Source organism: Bacillus cereus group sp. N6 (genome assembly GCF_016483705.1).
GTDB lineage: Bacteria > Bacillota > Bacilli > Bacillales > Bacillaceae_G > Bacillus_A > Bacillus_A wiedmannii.
The window spans coordinates 1-22,288 of the sequence record NZ_JAEHBI010000039.1 but is presented as its reverse complement, the minus strand read 5'-3'; the positions used below and the strand labels follow the sequence as shown (position 1 = coordinate 22,288).

Here is a 22,288-nt window from a genome sequence, read left to right as displayed (position 1 = left end):
ATGAAGAAAATTTTAGCATTTGCATTATCAGCGATTGTAGGAATTTCAGCGTTAAGCGGCTGCTCAAGTGGAGACACGGGGGCAGGAGCAAAAGAGAAAGTAGTTCGCGTTGGCGTAACCGGAACAGATGGAGACGCTTGGGAAATTTTAAAGAAAAAAGCTGAAAAAGAGGGAATTAAAATTAAACTGGTTGAGTTCTCTGATTACACAACGCCAAATAAAGCGTTAGCTGATGGAGATATTGAACTAAACTCATTCCAGCACGTTGCTTTCTTAGAGCAATTTAAAAAAGAGCATAAGTTAGATATTACAGCTGTCGGTACAACGCAAATTGCACCAATGGGCTTATACTCTGAAAAATATAAGAAGGCAAATGAAATTCCAGATGGTTCAGAAATTGCGATTCCAAATGATCCAACGAACCAAGCTCGTGCATTAAAACTTCTTGATGCAGCTGGATTATTAAAGCTTAAGAAAGACTTTGGCTTATTCGGAGATCCAAGTGGCATTGCTGAAAATCCGAAGAAGTTAAAAATTACACCGGTTATCGCACAGCAAACACCTCGTGTATTAAAAGATGTTGCAGCTTCAGTTATTAATAACGGTGTTGCTGGTCAAGCTGGATTAGATCCAGCGAAGGATCCAATTTTCTTAGAAGATCCAAAGAATGAAAATGCGAAGCCATATATTAATATTTTCGCAGCTCGTACAAAAGATAAAGATGATCCAACACTGAAAAAAGTAATTGAACTATATCATTCAAAAGAAGTAACAGATGCAATTAAGAAAGAAACAAATGATGGTTCCATTTCAGTAGATCTTTCACTTGAGGAGCTTGAAAAAATCGTAAAATAATTATCGGGTTTAACGATTAACAGTAGGAACCCCTCCGCTGTTAGCTCGTTCAACATATAATCTACTTAACAAACAAAACCCTAATTCTGTACCTTCCAATTCTGTACCTTCCAATTCTGTATAACGTAGAATCCAATGTTTGTTAAGTAGAGTGATGGACCAGGAGTTTTCCTGGTCTTTTTTTATGAATGAAAGTAGCTAGCGAATAGTAAGGTAATCCAAATTATAAAAGGGTAAGCAAATAAGCTAAAAATGAGTGTAATTACGAATTGTTTTTTATGAATGAGGTGTTTTTCGAATGAAAAAAAGAAAATAGAAAAAATCATAATGAAAACGGCTGATATTACGCCAGGATTATATGAACGATAAATGAAAAACAAAATAATATGTTGAACAGAGTTGAAGAATATCGCCCCCTGTATAAAAATAATCCAGTATATAGAAGACAAGAAGTTTAGTTGATATAGAAAGACTATAAGTAAGACAAAGATTGTTAATACGAAAATCGCAATGAAAAATTGTCGGCTTGTTATAAAATAAATTGAAAATTGATTAGCAAGATATTGTGGCATTTGAAAAGATTCTTCAAGGTTATGAACGAAAAATAATAAAGGAATGATCCAGGGTATAATAGTTGAATGTTTTTTCATCAACTGACATCACTCCAATAAAATATAGAAAGCCTAAAAAAGGCCCTCTATACAGGGATAGCTATTCAATTATGATACTTTTTAAATTATCCTCATGATGCTCTTGTTTTTTCGGATAAGTAGCTAGTTCCTCTTGCAAAATGTTTAGTGCTTGCTTAGCTGATTGCTGGATTGGGGCAGGTAACTCTTCTAATATATTCATACCGACTTTTATTTTTGTACGAATTACCTTCCTTAGTAGTTCCTCACGCATGCACTACACCTCCAAATCGAATGTTTAGTACATCATCTTCGAATTTTGCTCCTTGAATAGAAAGGTGTGTTAACGTTTTTGGTAATGTGATGTTCCGTTTCACAGAACCTGAACGAATGATAAGTTCATCACCTTTTTGATTTAATGAAAGTTCACTTTTGTTTGAGAAGGGAATGGAGAGAACGAAAATATACTCATCGCCATCTTTTTTTACATATTGAGTGCGACCGTTAAATTTCACTTCCGTAGGAGAAGAATCTGATTTAAATAAAGCATCTCCTACACGCTCTAACATAGACAAACCGACAACCTCTTGTTCAAACATAGGAGCTTCGTAAATAGGAAGCGGCTGAAAACTATCTTGAATCAATGTTTTATATTTCTTTTGAGTATCTTTCCATGCTTGAAAATAAGGATCGGTGACAGTGTTAGGGATGACGCGATTAATCATAATGGCATCCACGTTATAATCGTATAAGTTTAAATACGTAAAGCTGCGCTGAGCTTCTTTAATGACCATCTTTTCAGGATTTACAACGATGCGGATACTTGTTATGTCTCGGTTTGATAAAATATCTCTCATTTCTCCAAGTTGTTCAAGTGTATTCGTTAATTCGTCCATAATATCATCGGTTGGAAGGGGGACACCAAGAAGTGGTTGAGCTACAGGACGAACAACTTTTAAAACTTTTCTTTTAATAGGAAAGAGTTTTTCCATCCACCAGCCGAGCATATCTGGAAAGCTGAGCATTGCTAATGTTTCTCCTGTTGGAGCGCAATCAATGATGATAACATCATATGTGTTTTGTTTATAATAATCGAGTACGCGAAGTAAGCTAATTAAATCTTCCATACCAGGAAACATTGTTAATTCTTCTGTTGTAATATCATCAGCTGCTTTGGAAGTGAAGAGTAGTGTAATATATTTCTGTAATTTCCCCCAGCCTTTTTCCATCTCATAAATCGTATTAATTTCTTGTGCCCACAAATTTTCACGAATTGCTAATGGCTCAGAAGATAGCTTTATACCAAATGAATCTCCTAAACTATGAGCAGGATCTGTACTCATTACTAATGTTTTTAATCCTTGTTTTGCGCTTTGAAGTGCTGTTGCTGCTGAAATGCTAGTTTTTCCTACGCCGCCTTTACCTGTATACAAAATAATTCTCATTATTCTATCCCCTTTGTTTCGAGTATCGAATATTACGAGTACCGAAATAAAATGTTGAATAAAAACCCAACTAGGGTTTTATTCAATCGGAATGTTTTTCATTTTAGGTGTAGAAACCTTTTCTTCTGTTTTTTGCTGTGACGTAGCAATGTGATTCATGATCTTTTGGAAGATTTGTAGTAAGAATGCTTTTTCTGCTTCTGATAATGCTTCTGTCACTAGGCTAAAGTAATGGGCTGCATTTTGTTTTACTTCTTGAACGAGCATTACGCCGTTTTCTGTTAAACGAATTAATACAATGCGTCGGTCGTTTTCATCACGGTACCTTTCAACATATCCCTTTTTTACGAGGCGATTTACAACACCTGTCGTTGTACTCATCGGTATATCAAGAAGGTCAGCGATTTTTGTCATTGTAATATCTGTATTTCGCTCCATCCAAAGTAAACAAAATACTTCTGTTTTAGAAAGTGTTAAATCTAGGCTTACCCATTCTTCAGGATAAAAAAGTTTCTTGGCGTTATCTAGCAGTAAGTCTAAAAAATGTTCGTATTGCAACAATTATTTCCACTCCCGTATATTTCGAGGTTCGTAATATTTGTTTTTATTTTATGCAGAATTGAAATAAATGTCAATATTTTTAACTGTTTTTTCAGATTAGACAGAAAACTAACTTTAAAATAGTATTCTTTTATGATAGATTTATAAATATAAAACTAGAATTTACATAAAAATCCATCATAGTAAATATACTTATCTATAATGGATGTACAGCTAACGAGGGGGAGAACAATGAGAAGACGTAATACGCAAGCGTTCACGTTTTTAGCATGGACTTCATTTGTTTGTGCGGAATGAGTTATATCAAGGGTCTATGTATTTACGGTAATGATTTGGAAACAATTATATCAAATCATCCTCCATAAACGCAACTGCTTCCGCTTGTTTTGATGGGTATAAGTGACTATAAGTATTTAAAGTGGTTGCCACATCTGAATGACCTAGGCGTTGGGCTACTACAAGTGGACTGACTCCTTTGTTAATTAAATAAGATGCATGAGAATGCCTGAATTCATGCAACACAATATTTTTAACCTGAGCTATGTTTATATATTTTTTAAAGTTTTGCTGTAGTGTGCTTGTAGCAAGACTAGTATGAAATGTACCGAAAATTACATAATTATTTTTTACTGGTGCTGTTAATGTAGCTTGTTCTCTTAAATTTTTCAATAATCTAATGACAAGGGTTGGTAACATAATAATTCGATTAGACGCTTTTGTTTTTGGTTGTGTAATTTGCCTATTAAAGTCTGTTTTATTAATATTAATTGTTTTTCCTTCAAAATTGACATCTTCCCAAGTCAGTGCTAAAAGTTCGCCCTTTCTAGCCCCGCTGTAGTAAAGTGTTGAAAAGAATGCTTTATACATCGGATCATCCACAACTGCAATAAACTGTTTAAACTCTGCGAACTCCCAAAAATTCATGCGTTTATTTGATTCTTTTTCAAAATTGCCTGCAATACGTGCAGGATTATGAGTTAAGCCATGAAATTTTATGGCAAAGTTAAATATAGCAGAAAGTGTAGTGTGAATTTTCTTTAAAAACTCAGCCGAATAATTATTAATAATTTTATTTTGATAAATCATTACATGCTTAGCGGTAATATAATCGACTTTTATTTTCTGGAACTCTGGCATTAAGTGATTATAAATAACATTTTGAATTGTTAGGATCGAAGATTGCTTTCTCCTCTGACAATACCAATCAAAATAACTATCCGCAACTTGAGCAAACGTTAAGCTGGAATGCGTTTCTTTTTCAACTAACATTTTGGCTTCTGCTTCACGTGCTTCCTTTTTCGTTTTAAATCCACGACGTTTTACTTGTTTTTGAGTGCCATCAAACTGACGGACTCTGACAACGAAGAAATAGGTGCCTCGTTCTTTATCTTTGTAGATCACCATAGGGAATCCTCCTGTGTATATAAAGATTGATAATTCAATTTATTGAGTCGATTATAACTGGTTTGTTATCAAAAGAAAAGACTCTCAAAATAATTTGAGAGCCATTCTTCGACTTGAATCACTTTGATTTTAATAACATACAGTTTAAGAAACTCCCCCCCACTATTAGTAGGGGGGGAAGATTGGTTAGGGACACCAATCAGAATAACATATAAGTAAGGATAAAGTAATTGTAGCATATTAACGAATGACAATTATTGAGAAAGTTCGACATCTAGTTCTTTTCATAATTGTAATGTAATTTGAAATTGGTGGGGTGCAGTCATCGGGAATTGGCTGGTTTCTACATTGATTTTAGTGGAATATAATAAAAAATGAACCAATATTCATTCGAAGTATAAAATATATGAAATAGCAGTCGGATAATTTTGATGTTTTTTTTCGAAGTTATATTGAGAAATAAAATAGGGGATAGAATGGAATGTTAGCTCGTGCTAAAATTGGTTGCGTATACAGTATACGGATTTCTGATGATTAAATAGACAGAATAATTTTAAAAGTAAATTAAATGAAAACGTAAAAACTCGCAGAGCGTGTGTAAGAGGTGATTCCTGCAAAGCCTCTCACACCGTTCACCTAAAGCTACCTTAGGATAAACACTTGCATCATACGAGTTCCTCGTCAGTTTAACACACACCTAGTAATTTTAGAATGTGTCCTGAGCTGAGAAAGTTAAGGCTGGGGGCTTTTTATGTTATTGGATGGAGGGAAGATTACTTTGAAGTCGCTACATGTTGAAATTTGTGAATTAATTGACAATAGACCTGAGTTAACATATGCGAGTGTTGCTGAGGCTATTGGAGTAAGCGCACAATACATGTCCAAATTTAAGAAAAATGGAACCATTAATTTTGAGAGTCTTTTAAAGTTGGCAAAAGTATTAAGCTTACCTGATCAGAACTTTAGAATGACCATGAGTAATTTTTGTTTAAAAGTTGATACAACAGAATTGATTAAACAAAGCTTTGAATATGCGGCAATTACCAGGGATATTGAATTGTTAAAAAAGCTGATTGAGAAATATCGAGATGACCGAGGCAGTATTAAAGAGTATGTAGATGTATATGAAATCTTGTATAAATATATAGTAAATGAGATTGGCGGTAAATCATTGATTAAAAGCTTGCAAACACTACGCCAACCTACTGATTGTTGTTTGCGGATACTAATGGATATAATGAAATGCTATAATTATTATTTTTCTAAAGATTTTCCCATGATGATTGGGCTTGGCAGAGAAGTAGAACAGAGTTTGAAACATCTAAGTGGCGGGCGGAAAGATTTTATTCTGCATTGCTATTTTCACAGAGTGTATGAGATTTTAGCGCCTGTATACTTGCGATTAAATAATCGTGATTTGACAAGAAAGTATGCTGCTGTGCTCAAAAGTTCAAATTTTTGTGCGAAAACTGTCTCTGATGCAACATATTTAATGGGTATGTCCTATTTACTTGAAGATAAACAAAAATGTTTGTCGTTATTAAAAGAAAGCTATGAATTATCAAAAGCGATTGGAGAGAAAATATTAGAAACTGAGGCACTATATAATTTAAAATTGGTTGGATTGTACTATGAATTAGAAAATAATCAGGCAACTAGTAATTTGGATGGAATAGAAAGGTTGGCTTCGAGGTTCTATCAAAAAGAAAACGAAGATTTTATTGTATTATTTAAGGCGATGAAAGATAATTCTAATAAAAGTTTGCATAATTGTCTAAAGCAATTCTTTAGTCAAGGTAATTACTTTTTTTCTAGTTTAAGTGCAAGAGAATTATATAAGCGAGGAGAAGATTCTGCTATAATTGAATGGATGATGGATTATCAACAAGAGGTAGGGGGGAAGGACTTTGAAGAAATCAATATTGATAATTTCGCTAATGATGACTTTAATGACAATGCCGTCTGTTACTAATCAAGGATTTGCAATGAAGGGCATTTATGCACCTTCTTATGTGGATATTAAACCTGGTGGATAAAATAAAAAAGGAGCTACTTAGCAAATTTATCTAAGTAACTCCTTTTTTATTTGTCAATATTTTTTGCGAAAAAAATTGAAAACGATTTTTGGCTAGTCTTGAGACATGTGTAAGAATTAGTAATAAAATTATAGAAAAGGGGCTAATTTACAGTAGGTGTTGAGATAATCGTTTATAGAGGAGATTAGATAATATGAATAAAGTAAAAGGGGAAAAAGTTCAACAGGAATGGAAAAACGTAGAAGGGAAAATTAAAACGATGTTAATACTGGAACAGATTTTCAGTGAGGATGAGGAGTTTATACATATGGTCAATAAAATTAAAACCATGATTAATACTCAATAATCATGGCTTATTTTTCGTGTATTTTAAGTAAGTCATCAATTAAATTTATAATCGTTTGTTTTGTTTCTGATGGCATATTATCAAGACGTTTCATGAGTTGGGCAGTTTCAGAATTGATATTTTCAGTTTGAAGAGAAGGCTCAGTTTGTAAACCTAATAAATAATCTATGGATACACCTAATACGGTAGCTATTTTATAGGTATTTTCTCTCGAAGGGCTTTTTCTATTGGTTTCGTATAAGGATATTGCAGAACGATTAACATGTAAAGCGTCCGCTAACTCTTGTTGTGAGATATTTTTTTTTGTACGAATCGATTTTATACGGTTTCCTAATGTTACCATTACTAACACCCTCCGGTTAACTGAATTAAACATTTCTACGATTATAATAACTAAAATAAGTAAATGAAGCAATGCTTTTTTAACAAAACCATTAAAGTACATAAAAAAGGTTTGCAGAAGAAAGAATTTTGTTATATGATGTTAACACAAGTAACTAAGGAGGGTGAAGATGAAAAGATTTGATGGTAAGAAACTTTATTTATTAAGGAAAAATAGGGGGTTTTCACAGAGAGAATTAGGGGAGTTATTAGATTGTAGTCATTCTTTAGTTAACCTGATGGAAAATGGTAAATTGCAACCGACAACTGCGAAGTTATTGGGGATCTCAAGTATCTTTAAGGTTTCTATAGATGAGTTGTTTATTGATTTTTTTTAACTATATAGTTAACACAGGTAACTATATATAGAATCTAAAAACCACTTTTAAAGGGAGCGATACCCATGCACAAAAACTTATACATCGCCAGGAAAGAGAAACGTATGACACAAGTAGCAGCAGCGAAATTGATAAACATAGGTCAAAGAACGTATCAATCAAAGGAGCAAGGCAAACATGATTTCACCCTAAAGGAAGCTCAAAAACTAGCAACATACTTTCATGCAACAGTGGACGAGCTGTTTGCCCCAGAAAATAGGGAGATACCTACTACAACTACTATCTCGTCATACGAATTGGATACGAGTCATTCCGGATGCGTAAAGTTGAGTGAGGGAAGGTATGTAGAGAAGACGAGTGGAGTAAAACACCATGAGCTGGAAGTAAGGGAGAAAAGACATGTAAATATCTCAATTGCAAATTATGAAATTAGTAATCCGGCAGGAAGAGAAGAAAGTCGCCTAACGCTTAGTTTATTGTTCAACAGTAATGACTACTCGTTAGATAAATTCACACGATTTTTAAAGGTGCTTACTATATGTATTGAAGAATTTAATGCGAAAAATTAACTGAATCCGAATTTTTGTTTTAAAAAAGTGTAGGAGGCATAAGTAACATTGTGTTTGGAAACGGTATTTCGATTTTGGAATTGTGTCAATAAAAAATGTTGATTAGGTGTTAAAAAGAAAAAGGAGAGAATTCACTATGCATAAAGCAGTTCTAAAAAAGGACTTACAAAAGAAACAAATATTCGATGAATTCTTGCAATATTGTGAACAAAAGCAAGTGGAAGCGCTACAAAAGACTGATCCCTATCAATTTTGCATCTGGATGAAAGAAGCTCGATTAGCCCGAAGGGAATTGACAATACTTTATCATGCGAAAGAGAAGCAAGATGAAGAACGTACACATATTCAAGGGATTGTTCGAAAGACAATCCTATGTAAGAACAAATAGTGAAGGTGAATTCGAGACTACATATACTTCAAAAACAACGGGGAAAGGACAAGTATATTTTATGAATAAGATCTTGGGTCATTCTCAAATGGCGTAATCGAAAAAATCCACGATTTATTAACAGGTTATCCACAAATTTCACATCAGAATAAGAAGGAAACAATCGAGAGGAACTGATAGTAGAAAGTTTACATCTGATAATCAATTTAAATTTATAAATGGATCAATGGTAAAAAACAAAGAAATAGGGATTTGGTGAAGAGAAAAAGATTCAAAGATGGTGTAGAGATCATGGATTTAAAAGTGGGTGGGTTTGAGCCACTGAGTTTTGAGAACTTGGGGGTATAACAAGCACAAGAGGTGATGAGGTGGAAGACAAATACGAAATACGGATATTAAAGAAGCAAATGGAAATAGTGGTAATGAACTTGAAACGTATGTCTAAGCAGGAAATAGATGCATGTAAAAAGCTAGATATTGATTATCTTATTACCGTGCTAACGGATTAACAACTTGGCAGGTCGCTATTGCTAAGAGATTAAAAAATGAGAGAACAGTGAATGACATGGCTGTTCGAGAGTGAAGGGAAGTAAAAAAGCCCTAAAAAATAGGGCTCCTTCATAGAAACTACTTGAAAGGTGCAGATAAGTAAGGCTCACCTGTACCTGAGAACAAATTGCCTTCATCTTACTATAACAGAAACATGTTTCATGTAAAACAAAAAAATACGACGTGGAAAGACAAAAAAAAGAAAGAGGGGGAATCGAAAATGATAGAAAACCCAATGATTATGAGGAATGGATACGGCATTCCGGATCCGCAAGAATATGAACCTATGCTTCAAAAGGATGTATGTGGATGTGAAATTTTACCGGATGATGATCTATTAGTCTCGCCTGATGGAGAGGTATTGTTACGCGAAAATGCAGCCCGCTATATAATCTCGATGTTGGGATTTCAACAGAAAAGGGGAGGATTCTAAATTGTCTATGCGACAGGTGCAAAACAAGTTAGAAGATGAGATATCCATTTTAAGGTGTCTTATCGACCGATATAAACATTTTAGTGATTCCGAATCCAATTTGTATGGTTCTTGCCTATGAATATGGTCTACAGGTGCTGATAGAAATTTATGAATTAAGTAAGAAGAAAGAAGTGATTCCGTTTTGAATGCAGGGATTGAAGAATTAGAGAAATCATTATCTGTGGAACAACGAAGATTACGTGAATATAGACGAGATCTAGAAAGGTTAATAGAAAAGAAACCCATTGTGGAGCAAAATATTTGGGACACCGAAAGTAAAATCTTTGATTTGGAAGCTTCTATTTTTGTTCTAAAAAGCATGGGTGAGGGAGTGGATTTATTTGGAAATCACAAACGGTGCTGATATTACCAAAAGTAAGAAAGCAAAAATCATGATCTACTCCAAACCTGGTAATGGAAAAACAACGGTTGCTGGATTATTACCAGGTAAAACATTGGTCCTTGATATCGATGGGACAAGCCAAGTGTTAGCGGGTTATGACAATGTAGACGTAGCGAAAATAGATGGAAATCATCCACATGATAGTATTCTGCAGTTCTTTGCCATCGCAAAAGCAAACATAGATAAGTACGACAATATTTTTATCGATAATGTAACGCATTATCAAAAGTTATGGCTGCTTAAGAAAGGCGAAAATACCAAAAGTGGTATGCCGGAATTAAAGGACTACGCTTTACTAGATAACCATCTTTTAAAAGTAGTAGAAACATTCAATTCGTTAGATGCGAATGTTATTTTCACAGCCTGGGAAACAACAAGAAATATAACTCATGATGATGGGCAACAATATACGCAATTCATTCCGGATATTCGGGATAAGATTGTGAATCACATTATGGGAATCGTGCATGTTGTTGGTCAATTGGTTAAAAAGGCAGATGGTACAAGAGGATTTGTTTTAGAGGGCAATCAAAGCGTGTTTGCTAAGAACCATTTAGACACACGTTTAGGGTGCGTACAAAGCGAGCTGTTACATTCCAATGTTTCAGCTACATGATTATCAAAATAAATTAGTTGAGAAGACAAGGCAAGCTTATATGGGAGGGTTTAAATCGCCTTGTGTTGTTGCACCATGTGGGGCTGGGAAATCTGTAATTATTTCAGATATCGCCAGAATGACTACAAGTAATGGGAAACGGGTTTTATTTTTAGTCCACAGGAGAGAATTAATTGATCAGATTCGGAACACATTTAGAAAAAATAAAGTGAATATGGACTTTGTGGAATTTGGAATGGTTCAAACAGTAGTGAGGCGATTGGATAAAATACAGAAGCCGGCATTAATTATTACGGATGAATCCCATCATGGTTTAGCAGCTTCTTATCGTAAGATTTATGACTATTTTGACGATGTTTTACGTCTTAGTTTTACCGCTACACCGATTCGTCTAAATGGAAGTGGGTTAGGAGACATAAACGATATTCTGATTGAAGAGGTTGATGCTGAATGGCTCATACAAAATGGTTTTTTATCTCCATATAAATATTATGCGCCAAAATTGATAGATACATCTTTACTCAAATTGAATAACCTACATGAATTTTCAAGTACCTCTATTGATAAAGCAATGGAAAGCAAAACAATTTACGGTGATGTGGTTGAACATTATCAAAAATTAGCATTAGGAGAGCAAGCAATATGTTATTGCCACAATATTGAATCTAGCAAAATGGTAAAACAGGAATTTCTAAATTATGGCATTGTATCAGAACATATTGATGCAAAGACGCCGAAGGTGGAACGGGAAGAAATCATTAGGAAATTTAGGAATAAAGAAATCAACGTGTTAACAAATGTGGATTTGATAGGTGAAGGTTTTGATGTACCAGACTGTTCTACAGTTATTATGCTTAGACCGACACAATCCCTTTCCCTCTATATTCAACAAAGTATGAGGGGGATGAGATACAAACTTAATAAAACATCAATCATTATAGATCACGTAGATAATGTAAGAAGGTTTGGATTACCAGACCAAAAGAGGTACTGGAGTTTATCAAGTAAAAAAAAATCCTCCGCTGAATCAGAAGTGAAAATAAAACAATGTGGAAACTGTTTTGCGGTTTATTCATCAAGTGAAAAAGAATGTCCTGAATGTGGGGATAAACCGGAAATAAAACCTGTAACAGAATATGAAATAGATAAAAATGCAGAACTTGAAGAAATTTCGAAAGAAGATGTTCACATAACACTTGATTTTAGAGAACCGAAGGATTGTAAGGATATGAAGGAATTATATGAATTAGCAAAATCGCGTAATTATAAGCGGGGATGGGCGTACCATCAAGGAAAGTTATTAGGATTTATTTAAAATAAAACAGAATGGAGAATGAACATGGGATTCACTTTAGATTTTAATGAGGTATTTGAAAGTAATGGACGTATTGCAGACGGTAATTATGAGGTAGTTATGAATCAATGTAACGAAGATGCTACACCAGGTGGAGCTGAATTTATCCAATTTGATTTAATTATTCGTAATGATGTAGAACAGGCATATAAAAATTGTCATATCTTCCATCGTGTTTGGAAAACGAAAGATACTGGGAAGTATAATATGAAAACTTTTAATACCATCGGTAAAGCGTGCCAGTTACAAAATGGTAAAAGTTATAAATCATTAGAAGAATTATTGAATGACTTCATTAAAAAAACTGTCATGGTAACTGTGAAAAATGAACAATCTGAATACAACGGAAAAACATATGACAATACAAACGTGAAAAATTGGTCTCCATCAAAAGTTACAGGTCCTTTAAATCATACTTTTAAAAATGATAGTAAAAATCAAACATTTTCCGAAATGCAGAAAAGTGGAATGACAATTAAGGATGAGGATCTTCCATTCTAAGGGGGTTAACACATGTATGAGGCAATACCAGAAGAGTTACAAGAACTAAAGCAATGGTGCTGTTTTAGGTTGCAACAACGCGGAGAGAAAATGACTAAAATCCCTATAGATGCGAATACGGGAGGGTTAGGTAAATCAAACGATGAAAGCACATGGGCGACTTTCGAAGTCGCCATGACTGCTATCGATACATTTAATTGCGATGGTGTAGGGTTTTACTTTAAACCACCTTACTTTGGAATTGATATTGATAATGTGCGTGAGGAAATTGAACGTTATCAATCAGGAGATCATGAGGACAATATTGTATCTGAATGTATTGAAATGATGTGTAGTTATACCGAATACTCGGTGAGTGGAAATGGTATTCATATTATCGCTAAAGGTGATTTGCCTAAAGGTGGTAGACGCAAAGGGAATGTAGAAATGTATGATAGTGGTCGCTTCTTTGCAATGACGGGAAACGTTATCAGTAATTATTCACGAGTTGAAGATGATGATTATGGAAAAGTAGGGTACCTCCACAATAAATACATTGCAAAAAGTGAAGTGACTGAAAGTAGCGTTTCGCATAGTACACCACAAGGTGTAGATATTCCAGAACCAGAAATCATTCAGATTGCTTGTAATAGTAAAAACGGAATGCGTTTCAAATTATTCATGAATGGTGGATGGGAACAATTTTATGACTCACAATCAGAAGCGGATATGGCTTTTGCAAATGACTTAGCCTTTTGGACAAACCGTGATTTTAATAAGATGGATAGTATTTTCCGGCATTCTTCTCTTTATCGTGAAAAATGGGATAGGAAACAAAACAATTCTACATACGGTGCTGAAACATTAACTAAAGCAATTACGGATTGTACAAACGTTTTTATTCCAAGAGAACGTGATGAAGAATTTAATTTATATGTACTTGAAGATGATGTAAAAACAATTGAAAAGAAATTTTATAGTTACGATGATACGGGTAATGCAAAGCGATTTACAGATGCATATGGCGAGGTTATTCGATATAGCTACATCCGTAAGAATTGGTACTTTTATGACGGTAAGATATGGTTGATTGACCAACAAGGGATGATTAAAAATATCGTTGATAAAGTAATTGAAAAGATGAAAAATGAACCAATCCATGTAATTGATGGTGTAGACGAAGAAGAAGCAAAAAAAGCATTTAATAAACATTTGAAATCATCACGAGGTAGTAATGGAAAAACGAACATGATTAAAGAGAGTGAGCACTTGCTACCTATTAAGCCACATGAATTTGATAATGAAACAGATTTATTTAATGTTCAAAATGGTTACTTGGATTTACGAACAGGAAAACTACAAGATCATGATAAAACCAAGTTCTTTACAAAAATATCTTCAGTTGAATATACAGACAAAATTGATTGTCCATTATGGATTGATTTTTTAAATCAAATATTCGATGGTAATCAAGATCTGATTGAATACATGCAAAGGGCAGTTGGTTATTCTCTTTCTGGATCTACAGAAGAACAAATGATGTTTATTCTATATGGAAATGGTCGGAATGGTAAGTCGGTATTTTTAGATATAATTACCGAAATATTCGGAAACTACGCCACTAACATTCAACCGCAAACGATTATGGTCAAACAACAAAGTTCTGGAGCAAATTCAGATATTGCTAGATTAGATGGAGCACGTCTAGTGACTACCACAGAGCCAAACGAAGGTGTGCGATTAGATGAAGGATTAGTTAAACAGCTTACAGGTGGCGATAAGGTAACAGCTCGCTTCTTATACGAAAATGAATTTGATTTTATGCCACAGTTTAAATTATGGATGGCAACAAACCACAAACCAATTATACGAGGTACTGATGATGGTATTTGGAGGCGTATGGCGATTATTCCATTTACAGTACAGATACCAAAAGAGAAGGTAGATAAGCGCTTAAAACATAAGCTAAGACGTGAATTAAAAGCGATCTTACATTGGGCTGTGGAAGGCTATATAAAGTGGCGCGAAAACGGCTTGCCAGAACCACAAGTTATTCAGGATCAACGTGATGAGTACCGCACAGAAATGGATGCAGTAGAAGCATTTATTGAAGAATGTTGCAATCGAGGTGCGAATTTAGAAGTACAAGCCAAAGACCTCTATCAATCATATAGAGAGTGGGCGAGCGATAATGGTCAATATATGATGAGTAGTACAAAATTTGGTCGTGAGATGGGAAAGAAATTTGTGAAATTTAAAAGTGGAACAATTCATTATAAGGGAATCGACTTGTTAGAAGACAGTAAAAAGTCATTTTTTAAATTAGGGTATTAAAATTCTGGAGAGTTTAGGAAGGTTTACGGACAGTTCTTCTAAAACTGTCCAAACTCTTAAATCCTTGATATATCTATTCTTTTATTACTTTATTTATTCTTTTTTGGATAGTTGGATAGTTGAAAGGAATAAAGAGTAAATAAAAAATTAATTTTATTATATATAAAGCTTTTGAAAAAACGGTAGTATCCGTCCAAAGTGTCCAAGTGTGATTAGGAGTTGATTGTTATTAAAGAAATAGATGTGCAAAATTCTATTCGATTGGCATTACATCCATATGCTATTGTCTTTAGAGCGAATGTGGGGACATTTAAAACGGCAGATGGTCGAACCGTATCAACTGGATTACCTAAAGGGTTTAGTGATTTATTCGGTTATCGTAAATCAGATGGGAAGATGTTTTTTATTGAAGTGAAAAATGAAAAAGGCAGATTAAGACCAGATCAGAAACATTTTATTGAAACGATGCATAAAAATGGTGCGATTGCTGGTGTTGCATGTTCACCAGAAGACGCAATTGAATTGATAAGGAAATAGCAATGGACAGGAAACAAATTTACATCGATGTCCTGATACATAAGGGAATTTACAAAGAAGAAAAAACAGGACGTCAGCTTTATGAAATGGATGAAAAAGAGTTATGGAAATTAAAAAGGGAGACAGAATCGCTCAAGGCGTCATAGCGCCAGTGGTAACAGCTCATTTTGTGGAAGTAGACAAGCTACCGGACAGCGAACGTGGCGTTGGTGGATTTGGATCGAGAAGGTAAATAAACAATGGCATATCCTCGTGAAGAACGAGAAACAACTCTAGTTTTTGAGACAAGTACAGGACAGTGGATGTTTTACTCTACTGTTCTTAAACACATTTGAAAACTTAGTAATCTATGTGAATTACAGACTTTAGAAGAAGAGGATAGGCAACCGATAGTGGTAAAAGGTGTATGGGATGAAAAACAGGTGAGTATGAAAAAGCTTCGTGTGATGTCTGAGGAACAAAGGCAAAAGGCTGCGGAACGTTTGGCGAAGGTTAGAGGAAAATAAGTAGAAACAAAAGAGATATTTGATAAGTATGTTTATACAAAAAAATAAAATAACCCGCTAGTTATAACGGGTTATTCCCACAAGGTGTGCAAGAAATTCAAGGTAACTGGACCAGAGAAACCTGTAGAATTCCCTGTGATAATAATATATGCGAAAGAACTTTTGAATAGGTCAATTTAACCAAAAAAAGGGGCAACTAACAAAAGTTAGATGCCCAAGTATAAAGAAGAAGTAAATCGGAAGGTAACTCAAGTGACCGTATGTATAGTATGAACAAGCACAATTATTTTATACATGAATAGAACTTAAAAATGGTTATAAAAACCAATAATAGTTAAGACTGTTTTTAAGAAAAGCTGGACAAAATCGTTATTTTATTAGAGAAGGGAAATGAATATGAAAAAATACAAACCCAATATGGGAAAAGCGAACGTGGTTGAAGGTGAAACGTTACTATTTCCGTTTAGAACATTATCAAATGAAATTTCAAAAGTAATAGGTGAAGTAGTGGCGTTTGGTGAAACAAATGATGGTATTGAATATATAGAGGTGAATGTGGGTACTAAAGGGAACAAACGATATGTAATTTAACCAAAAATTCATTTCTTGCGAAAAAACAGCTCTATATAATCAGGAAATTTACCGTTTAAATCTTGTTCGAATGACATAGGTCTTGTGAACGGTAGAACGTCTAAAAACGTGTAATAATAGCGTATAAAACGATGTATCAGTTTTGAGAATCTAAGGTGTTTTCTGGATGGTTTATCTGTAACCTGCCTTGGCATCGTGAAAAGCAGAGAAACTCGAGGAGTCCGCATTATGAATGCAAAAGAAATAAGAATGTATATATTAGATTTGCAAGACCAGCATTGCGCAACGTGTGAGCATCGGACAAATCAGTCTCCTAAGTATTGTGTAGAGAATTGTAAGGTTGGAGAAGATTTATATAGACTAGGAGAAAAATTAGCTCCGCGTGTAGAACAAGTCAGAGAAAATCCTAAACGAAAAAATTGGGAAGAATTGATGCCCAAAATTCTAGAGATGTTACAAAAAGAGATGCCGATGTATGTAATTGCTGTAGAGATAGACTGTGAAGTGAACACGTTACAAAAGCAACTCAAAAAAAAGGGACTATGGCAGCCGACAAGTAGAAAACAAATACAAGAAAACGCTCATAAAAGATGGGATGAGCGATGTAAACAAGCTGTCATGTTACGTGAAAAAGGACTTACTTATCAAGCAATCTGTAAGCAATTAGGGTGTAGTCGGAACGGTTTGTATCAGCATCTCAAAAAAAGAGGGCTAAAGTAAATGTGAAATAGGTTTAGTTATAGATCCACAAAATCATAAAAGTGTAGATGTGGTGGGATAGAAATAACAGTAACGAGAGTAGGTGCATCGTCATTGTTCAATTGGCTGAAAGAATATCAAAGATTAGAAGAGAGTATTTCATATTTAGAATATAACCTAGACAAAACAAAATCGGAATTAAAGCGTTGGATCTATGGTGATTTACAAGGCATACGCTTATCTGCAGCATCGGAAGGTGCGAAGGTAGAGAAGCGTGTGGGGGCAATTGAATATGAATTAGCTCATAAAATGAATGATAGGCATACATTAAAAATCTTAATGAACAAATTTAAAGGGCTGGATAATCAAATACTAAGAATGAAGTATGTGGATGGAATGACGTTAGAAAAAATTGCTTGTGAGTTACATTATCATCCCAACTATATCAGGAGGCGACATGCAGAAATGATGCGGATAGTCAAGTTTAAATATGCGTGAAAATGTAACGTTTTTGTACACAACATTTTGTGTATAGTATCTCTTGCAAAAATGATTTATAGTAATAACATAGACATGTAATGAAAGAGAAGCTAATGCCTGACTGTTCATGTTGTAAAGAAAAAAGATAGCGTACCAATAGGCGAATAAACAGAGCCAGCCGATTGGTAAGGCGATGTATTTGATTACTTTCAAGAGAGGCTCCTTTCGCAGTAGTAGGTTGTATGTAAGGTGTGAAATAGCGGGGGTTAGCTGTAAAATATTATGGCGTATACTATGCACGAAAAAATGAGAAAGATGAAAAGAAGAACCAGATAATGAATAAATTTCATGACAGCTTCCTTTTTTGATGGCATGGATGAAGGAATGAAGAATGCAAGCATATATAAGTGTGATGGGGTATTCTAGTTGAAAGATATTCTATGCATTCTTCAACCTTCTGAAAGAAATGGAAGGTTGAAGAATGAGTCTCATTTGGTGCGGTACACGAGTGGGTAAAGGCACATGCAGTGCACCAATTTGATGGTAGGTTCTTCCTCTATTTGTATTATGAATTTAAATTTGGTTTTTAATACCAATGAAATGTGGATTTTCGTCACACTTTACATTGGATTGTGTATGTTAAAGTGTTGGGGAACATAGAAATACCTTCTGAGGGCACGTTGATTATGTGCTTATGTGTTGCTTTATTTACCAAAGATACAGAACCTTTTTGATGAGATAAGCATATATTGAAGTGTGGACCAGCTTTTAGGGATGGGGATTGGTCCGCAGAACCTCCTTTCTAATAGAGGAATAGTCGATATGAGGGTAACCTTTTGGTTGCCCTTTTTTGTATGAACAGGGGTTATTCATATGTGTTCTTTGTATAAATGGGGCATATATATGAGAAATAGACATATAAAGTATATAGAAAATATATGATGAATTGGTTATTTTGACAAAGTAAGGATGGGATATGGATGGATAGCTTTTCTAAAATTATTTTATCAAACGGGAAAGAATATATTGTATCGTTTCAGGTTGGTACCTTGATTGGAAAGATACTTGTAAATGGGGAAGGTGAACTCCTTACTACATTGATTTTGGTTTCTCATATAGATGTGGAAACAGGAAGCAAAATGCAGGTTGCTTTAAATCCACAGTACATAGTAGCAATTGAAGAATCTAGTATAAAAATACAACCGCATATACCTTCCGTATTTAGAATTGAAAAAATAAATAAAGATGTAGAGTGAAAGTATCCATTCGGATGCTTTTATTTATTTTGTAGGAGGTATGTATGAAAGTAACAAAACAAGAACAAGCAGTCATCATCGGTACATTCATTTCCGTAGTAGGAGAAGATCTTGTAAACGAACATATCGATAAAAAGAAATTAGAAAGTGTAATTCCGATCTTTAACGAGATGGAAGATCATACAACACCGAAGCAAAGAAGAGAAGCGATGGTTAGCTTGTTAGGTAAAACCATGGATGAATTTTTAAAGGAGTAGAAAGAAATAAAAAGCACAGCTGCTTCATCATCTGTGGACGACACGCAACTGTGCTTAGGGTAGAGATAGATAAAAGGGTAACTCCAAATATGTTTTAGTCTTGATGGCAAGAGAGGTTTAACTCGTTTTTACTATAACAGGAAACGAAGGTACAGAGAATGATAAAAATGACCTCTTCCAAGAGTAAAAAGAATAGTAAATAAGTAGAGATGAAAAAATACACAGCTACATCATCTGTGGGAGACAAGTAGCTGTGCGCATGAAGAGTAGAAAAAGGTCCTTTATAACGTAATCGTTACAAGGAACATGATTAGGGTACCTTTACTATAACAGGAAATATGAAGACAGAAGATCATAAAAATACCCTTTTGCAAATGTAAAAAGGAAAGAATAAGCGTAAAGATGGTTAGGATTCTATGTATTGTTAGGAGAGGTAAATCGGAATATATACAACAAAAATATATAGGAGTGAAGGAATAAAGAACGACTGTATAACTGTTACAAAAGAAAGTATGGTTTAATTTTAATTTGAATTATACAGTACGTTCCTCATCCTTCGTGAAGTGACTGAAGGGATGAAGCGCATATATTCATACATTTCAAAGATGTAGAATGGCTAGTTGGGTCATACAATGTACAAATCACAGCGAATGTTCTTCATCCACTTTTATTATTTGTTGATTTTGGTTTTGTATACCAAATAAATGAATATAAATTAGTAAACACCTATTAGGTATTATTAATGAAGAAAGATAAGGGGGGAGAGGATGAAACTAACAAAGCTCGAAAAAGCGGTAATGATTGGTACATTTATAACGGCACTAGGCAAGGAAGAACTTGATTTCTGCACAGATGAATTCTCATTAGAACATTTAGAGGTAGAACTGGAAGAGATATTGGATGATTGTACACTCAAACAGATAATGGCGGCTGGAAGAAGTGGAATGAATAAAATGATTCAGGAGTTATTAGAAGAAAGTTGATGGATGTAAATGAAAGAATACAAAACCAAACAACAGAAGCGTAAGTTCTATGACAGTGGTGAGTGGAAGAGGATACGAGAACAAGTAAAGAAGCGTGACAACTATGAGTGCCAAGAGTGTAAGCGCAATGGTAGTGTTCGTGTGGACACCAATGAGTACAGTGAGAGTGCGAAGCGTAAGAAGATTCAACTCGTTGTCCATCATATAAAAGAACTTGAGAATCATCCTGATCTTGCATTAGAAATAGATAACTTAGAAACAATCTGTGTGGATTGCCATAATAAAGAACACGGTAGAACATTCAAAAAGAAAATTAACAAATGGGAAAATGATGAAAAGTGGTAAAAAAGATTCAAAAACAATACCTCCCCCCTAAAATATTTCACTCTTTTTTCGTCTAAGGGGCACCGGAGGAGGGGGTCGATTTTCTAAATTTATAAGCAAATTCGCGCGTTATGTCAAATTGGAAAACGATGTAAATTAGAAGGGAGGGATATTGTGGCTAGAGTTAAGCGTGAAACAATGAGAAAAAGGATTGAAAAAGACTTAACAAATCAATTGAAAGAAAAAAAGATTGTAGGTAATCATTATACTGACTTAATTCAGGACTATTTATCGTTGTGGGATTTAAAGTGTATTCTTGTTGATGATATTGAAGAAACAGGAATAAAAGTATCTGGTATGCATGGCCCGAAATCCAATCCTTCTATCAACGATTTACATAAAACCAATGATCGAATGATAAAGATTTTAGGCGCGCTTGGTTTGGAAGCATCCGCTGAAGTAATTGTTGTTCCTCAAAAAACTAAGCGCTCAGCTAAAGATTTAACATGATTCAAAATCAATACGTTGATGAATATATCGAAATGTATAAGACAGGGAAAATTAAGCTAAATAAAGAGCGCATCATGCTAATTGAGTACCTGGAGAAATACATCTTCATACGTGATGATTTGTATTTCGATAATGAAATGCATGAGGACTATATAAAATTCACTGAGAAATGGTATTTTGAATTGCAGCCATTTCAAAAATTTCTAACAGCATTTGTTTTCCTTTTCTATAAAGAAGATGATTCTGTTTTTTACGAGCAATTCTTAATTATGATGGCTCGTGGTGGTGGTAAAAATGGTTTAATTTCATCGTTATGCCATTTCTTTATTAGTCCGCTGCACGGAATAGATCGATACAACGTTTCAATTGTGGCCAACAACGAGAAGCAAGCCAAAGTTTCTTTTCGTGAAGTCTATGATGCAATTGAAGGTAAAGAAGTATTGGAAGATATGTTTTATCGTACGAAGGTTGAAATCCTTGGTAATGATACAAAAAGTGTGATGCAATATCACACATCCAATGCGAGTTCTAAAGATGGACTTCGTGATGGTTGTGTGATTTATGATGAAATACATCGATATGAAAATTTTGATGTAGTAAATGTATTCTCTAGTGGACTTGGAAAAGTGCCAAATGCTAGAGAATTTTTTATTGGTACAGATGGCTTTGTTCGTGATGGCTTCCTGGACAAGATGAAAGAACGAGCGATGAATATTCTGAAAGGAAAAGATTTAGAAGATCCATTGTTCCCCTTCATCTGTAAGATTGATAACCCAGAAGAAATGGATCATCCTGATGTGTGGGAGAAGGCAAATCCGATGTTTAGTGAGCCGAGAAGTTCTTATGCGAAAGGGTTATTCAAAAAGGTATTAACCCAATATAAACAGTTAGCAAATAATCCATCTAATCGTGAAGAATTCATAACAAAACGTATGAACTACCCCGAAACAGATTTAACAAAGTCTGTAGCTTCATGGGAAGA

30 protein-coding genes and 2 pseudogenes are annotated in these 22,288 nt (G+C 34.5%); 26 read left to right on the top strand and 6 right to left on the bottom strand.

The window, feature by feature from the left end; genetic code table 11:
• Positions 1-855 (top strand): MetQ/NlpA family ABC transporter substrate-binding protein, encoded by an 855-nt coding sequence (locus JDS99_RS22600; protein WP_000721587.1) that lies wholly within the window; start codon positions 1-3, stop codon positions 853-855.
• A gap of 182 nt (positions 856-1,037) precedes the next feature.
• Here the strand turns inward: JDS99_RS22600 and JDS99_RS22595 are convergent, their stop codons facing one another.
• The 5 genes from JDS99_RS22595 to JDS99_RS22575 all read right to left on the bottom strand — a co-directional run bounded on the left by JDS99_RS22595 (position 1,038) and on the right by JDS99_RS22575 (position 4,894).
• On the bottom strand, positions 1,038-1,505 hold the full coding sequence (locus tag JDS99_RS22595; RefSeq protein WP_141542816.1) for an HXXEE domain-containing protein: 468 nt from the start codon (positions 1,503-1,505) through the stop codon (positions 1,038-1,040).
• A gap of 61 nt (positions 1,506-1,566) precedes the next feature.
• Positions 1,567-1,758, bottom strand: a complete 192-nt coding sequence (locus JDS99_RS22590; RefSeq protein ID WP_087982231.1) for a DUF3926 domain-containing protein — start codon at positions 1,756-1,758, stop codon at positions 1,567-1,569.
• On the bottom strand, positions 1,751-2,932 hold the full coding sequence (locus JDS99_RS22585; protein WP_088061535.1) for an ArsA family ATPase: 1,182 nt from the start codon (positions 2,930-2,932) through the stop codon (positions 1,751-1,753). The genes JDS99_RS22590 and JDS99_RS22585 overlap by 8 nt, the downstream gene beginning before the upstream one ends.
• Positions 2,933-3,007: 75 nt before the next feature.
• Positions 3,008-3,490, bottom strand: coding sequence for a MarR family winged helix-turn-helix transcriptional regulator (locus JDS99_RS22580; protein ID WP_098133545.1), 483 nt, complete (start codon positions 3,488-3,490; stop codon positions 3,008-3,010).
• A 342-nt stretch (positions 3,491-3,832) separates the two neighbouring features.
• The gene (locus tag JDS99_RS22575) at positions 3,833-4,894 is read right to left on the bottom strand and encodes a tyrosine-type recombinase/integrase (protein ID WP_199695752.1); all 1,062 of its coding nucleotides are present in this window, start codon (positions 4,892-4,894) and stop codon (positions 3,833-3,835) included.
• A gap of 751 nt (positions 4,895-5,645) precedes the next feature.
• Here JDS99_RS22575 and JDS99_RS22570 point away from each other — a divergent pair.
• Both JDS99_RS22570 and JDS99_RS22565 read left to right on the top strand, forming a co-directional pair.
• Positions 5,646-6,866 (top strand): AimR family lysis-lysogeny pheromone receptor, encoded by a 1,221-nt coding sequence (locus JDS99_RS22570; protein ID WP_199695751.1) that lies wholly within the window; start codon positions 5,646-5,648, stop codon positions 6,864-6,866.
• A 257-nt stretch (positions 6,867-7,123) separates the two neighbouring features.
• Positions 7,124-7,276 carry a hypothetical protein gene (locus JDS99_RS22565; protein ID WP_199695750.1) on the top strand — a complete coding sequence of 51 codons (153 nt, stop codon included), beginning with the start codon at positions 7,124-7,126 and terminating at the stop codon, positions 7,274-7,276.
• A gap of 7 nt (positions 7,277-7,283) precedes the next feature.
• On the opposite strand, the gene JDS99_RS22560 is transcribed toward JDS99_RS22565, so the two are convergent.
• Entirely contained in the window at positions 7,284-7,619 is a 336-nt protein-coding gene (locus JDS99_RS22560; RefSeq protein WP_199695749.1) for a helix-turn-helix domain-containing protein, read from the bottom strand.
• A gap of 169 nt (positions 7,620-7,788) precedes the next feature.
• On the opposite strand from JDS99_RS22560, the gene JDS99_RS22555 reads away from it, so the two are divergent.
• From JDS99_RS22555 to JDS99_RS22445, 23 genes and pseudogenes are all read left to right on the top strand, one after another.
• Positions 7,789-7,995 (top strand): helix-turn-helix domain-containing protein, encoded by a 207-nt coding sequence (locus tag JDS99_RS22555; protein WP_199695748.1) that lies wholly within the window; start codon positions 7,789-7,791, stop codon positions 7,993-7,995.
• A gap of 65 nt (positions 7,996-8,060) precedes the next feature.
• A pseudogene (locus tag JDS99_RS22550) lies at positions 8,061-8,240 on the top strand (helix-turn-helix transcriptional regulator); the annotation flags it as partial.
• Between the two features lie 460 nt (positions 8,241-8,700).
• On the top strand, positions 8,701-8,952 hold the full coding sequence (locus tag JDS99_RS22540; protein WP_199695747.1) for a hypothetical protein: 252 nt from the start codon (positions 8,701-8,703) through the stop codon (positions 8,950-8,952).
• Positions 8,873-9,049, top strand: coding sequence for a phage antirepressor KilAC domain-containing protein (locus JDS99_RS32595; RefSeq protein ID WP_472926337.1), 177 nt, complete (start codon positions 8,873-8,875; stop codon positions 9,047-9,049). Before JDS99_RS22540 ends, JDS99_RS32595 begins: the two co-directional genes overlap by 80 nt.
• 271 nt (positions 9,050-9,320) lie before the next feature.
• The gene (locus tag JDS99_RS22535; protein ID WP_199695746.1) at positions 9,321-9,461 is read left to right on the top strand and encodes a hypothetical protein; all 141 of its coding nucleotides are present in this window, start codon (positions 9,321-9,323) and stop codon (positions 9,459-9,461) included.
• A gap of 260 nt (positions 9,462-9,721) precedes the next feature.
• Positions 9,722-9,934: a YqaI family protein gene (locus JDS99_RS22530; protein WP_472926336.1), complete on the top strand. Its 213-nt coding sequence runs from the start codon at positions 9,722-9,724 to the stop codon at positions 9,932-9,934.
• Between the two features lie 184 nt (positions 9,935-10,118).
• Positions 10,119-10,340 carry a hypothetical protein gene (locus JDS99_RS22525; protein ID WP_199695744.1) on the top strand — a complete coding sequence of 74 codons (222 nt, stop codon included), beginning with the start codon at positions 10,119-10,121 and terminating at the stop codon, positions 10,338-10,340.
• A complete protein-coding gene (locus JDS99_RS22520; protein ID WP_199695761.1) occupies positions 10,318-10,995 on the top strand; it encodes an AAA family ATPase in 678 nt (225 codons plus the stop codon). Before JDS99_RS22525 ends, JDS99_RS22520 begins: the two co-directional genes overlap by 23 nt.
• The gene (locus JDS99_RS22515) at positions 10,979-12,310 is read left to right on the top strand and encodes a DEAD/DEAH box helicase (protein ID WP_199695743.1); all 1,332 of its coding nucleotides are present in this window, start codon (positions 10,979-10,981) and stop codon (positions 12,308-12,310) included. Before JDS99_RS22520 ends, JDS99_RS22515 begins: the two co-directional genes overlap by 17 nt.
• Before the next feature lie 24 nt (positions 12,311-12,334).
• Positions 12,335-12,850, top strand: a complete 516-nt coding sequence (locus JDS99_RS22510) for a DUF669 domain-containing protein (protein ID WP_199695742.1) — start codon at positions 12,335-12,337, stop codon at positions 12,848-12,850.
• A 12-nt stretch (positions 12,851-12,862) separates the two neighbouring features.
• A complete protein-coding gene (locus JDS99_RS22505; protein ID WP_199695741.1) occupies positions 12,863-15,163 on the top strand; it encodes a phage/plasmid primase, P4 family in 2,301 nt (766 codons plus the stop codon).
• Positions 15,164-15,382: 219 nt separating this feature from the next.
• Complete coding sequence (locus JDS99_RS22500; RefSeq protein WP_206773282.1) at positions 15,383-15,700, top strand: VRR-NUC domain-containing protein; 318 nt, start codon at positions 15,383-15,385, stop codon at positions 15,698-15,700.
• Positions 15,701-15,702: 2 nt separating this feature from the next.
• Positions 15,703-15,846, top strand: coding sequence for a Fur-regulated basic protein FbpA (fbpA, locus tag JDS99_RS22495; RefSeq protein ID WP_199695740.1), 144 nt, complete (start codon positions 15,703-15,705; stop codon positions 15,844-15,846).
• A pseudogene (locus JDS99_RS22490) lies at positions 15,810-15,932 on the top strand (dUTP diphosphatase); the annotation flags it as partial. The gene fbpA and the pseudogene JDS99_RS22490, both read left to right, overlap by 37 nt.
• A gap of 670 nt (positions 15,933-16,602) precedes the next feature.
• Positions 16,603-16,797: a hypothetical protein gene (locus JDS99_RS22485; protein ID WP_097908849.1), complete on the top strand. Its 195-nt coding sequence runs from the start codon at positions 16,603-16,605 to the stop codon at positions 16,795-16,797.
• 228 nt (positions 16,798-17,025) lie between these two features.
• On the top strand, positions 17,026-17,517 hold the full coding sequence (locus tag JDS99_RS22480) for a zinc-finger domain-containing protein (RefSeq protein WP_199695739.1): 492 nt from the start codon (positions 17,026-17,028) through the stop codon (positions 17,515-17,517).
• Between the two features lie 93 nt (positions 17,518-17,610).
• On the top strand, positions 17,611-17,994 hold the full coding sequence (locus JDS99_RS22475) for a hypothetical protein (RefSeq protein WP_199695738.1): 384 nt from the start codon (positions 17,611-17,613) through the stop codon (positions 17,992-17,994).
• A 962-nt stretch (positions 17,995-18,956) separates the two neighbouring features.
• The gene (locus JDS99_RS22470) at positions 18,957-19,232 is read left to right on the top strand and encodes a hypothetical protein (protein WP_097908843.1); all 276 of its coding nucleotides are present in this window, start codon (positions 18,957-18,959) and stop codon (positions 19,230-19,232) included.
• A 44-nt stretch (positions 19,233-19,276) separates the two neighbouring features.
• Positions 19,277-19,489: a hypothetical protein gene (locus JDS99_RS22465; protein ID WP_199695737.1), complete on the top strand. Its 213-nt coding sequence runs from the start codon at positions 19,277-19,279 to the stop codon at positions 19,487-19,489.
• 767 nt (positions 19,490-20,256) lie between these two features.
• Complete coding sequence (locus JDS99_RS22460) at positions 20,257-20,472, top strand: hypothetical protein (protein WP_097908839.1); 216 nt, start codon at positions 20,257-20,259, stop codon at positions 20,470-20,472.
• Positions 20,473-20,481: 9 nt separating this feature from the next.
• Positions 20,482-20,817 (top strand): HNH endonuclease, encoded by a 336-nt coding sequence (locus tag JDS99_RS22455; protein ID WP_097907895.1) that lies wholly within the window; start codon positions 20,482-20,484, stop codon positions 20,815-20,817.
• 153 nt (positions 20,818-20,970) lie between these two features.
• Positions 20,971-21,306 (top strand): P27 family phage terminase small subunit, encoded by a 336-nt coding sequence (locus tag JDS99_RS22450; RefSeq protein WP_098138216.1) that lies wholly within the window; start codon positions 20,971-20,973, stop codon positions 21,304-21,306.
• Positions 21,303-22,288, top strand: a 986-nt coding sequence (locus JDS99_RS22445; protein ID WP_242475751.1) for a terminase large subunit domain-containing protein, incomplete at its 3' end; no start/stop codon positions are given. The genes JDS99_RS22450 and JDS99_RS22445, both read left to right, overlap by 4 nt.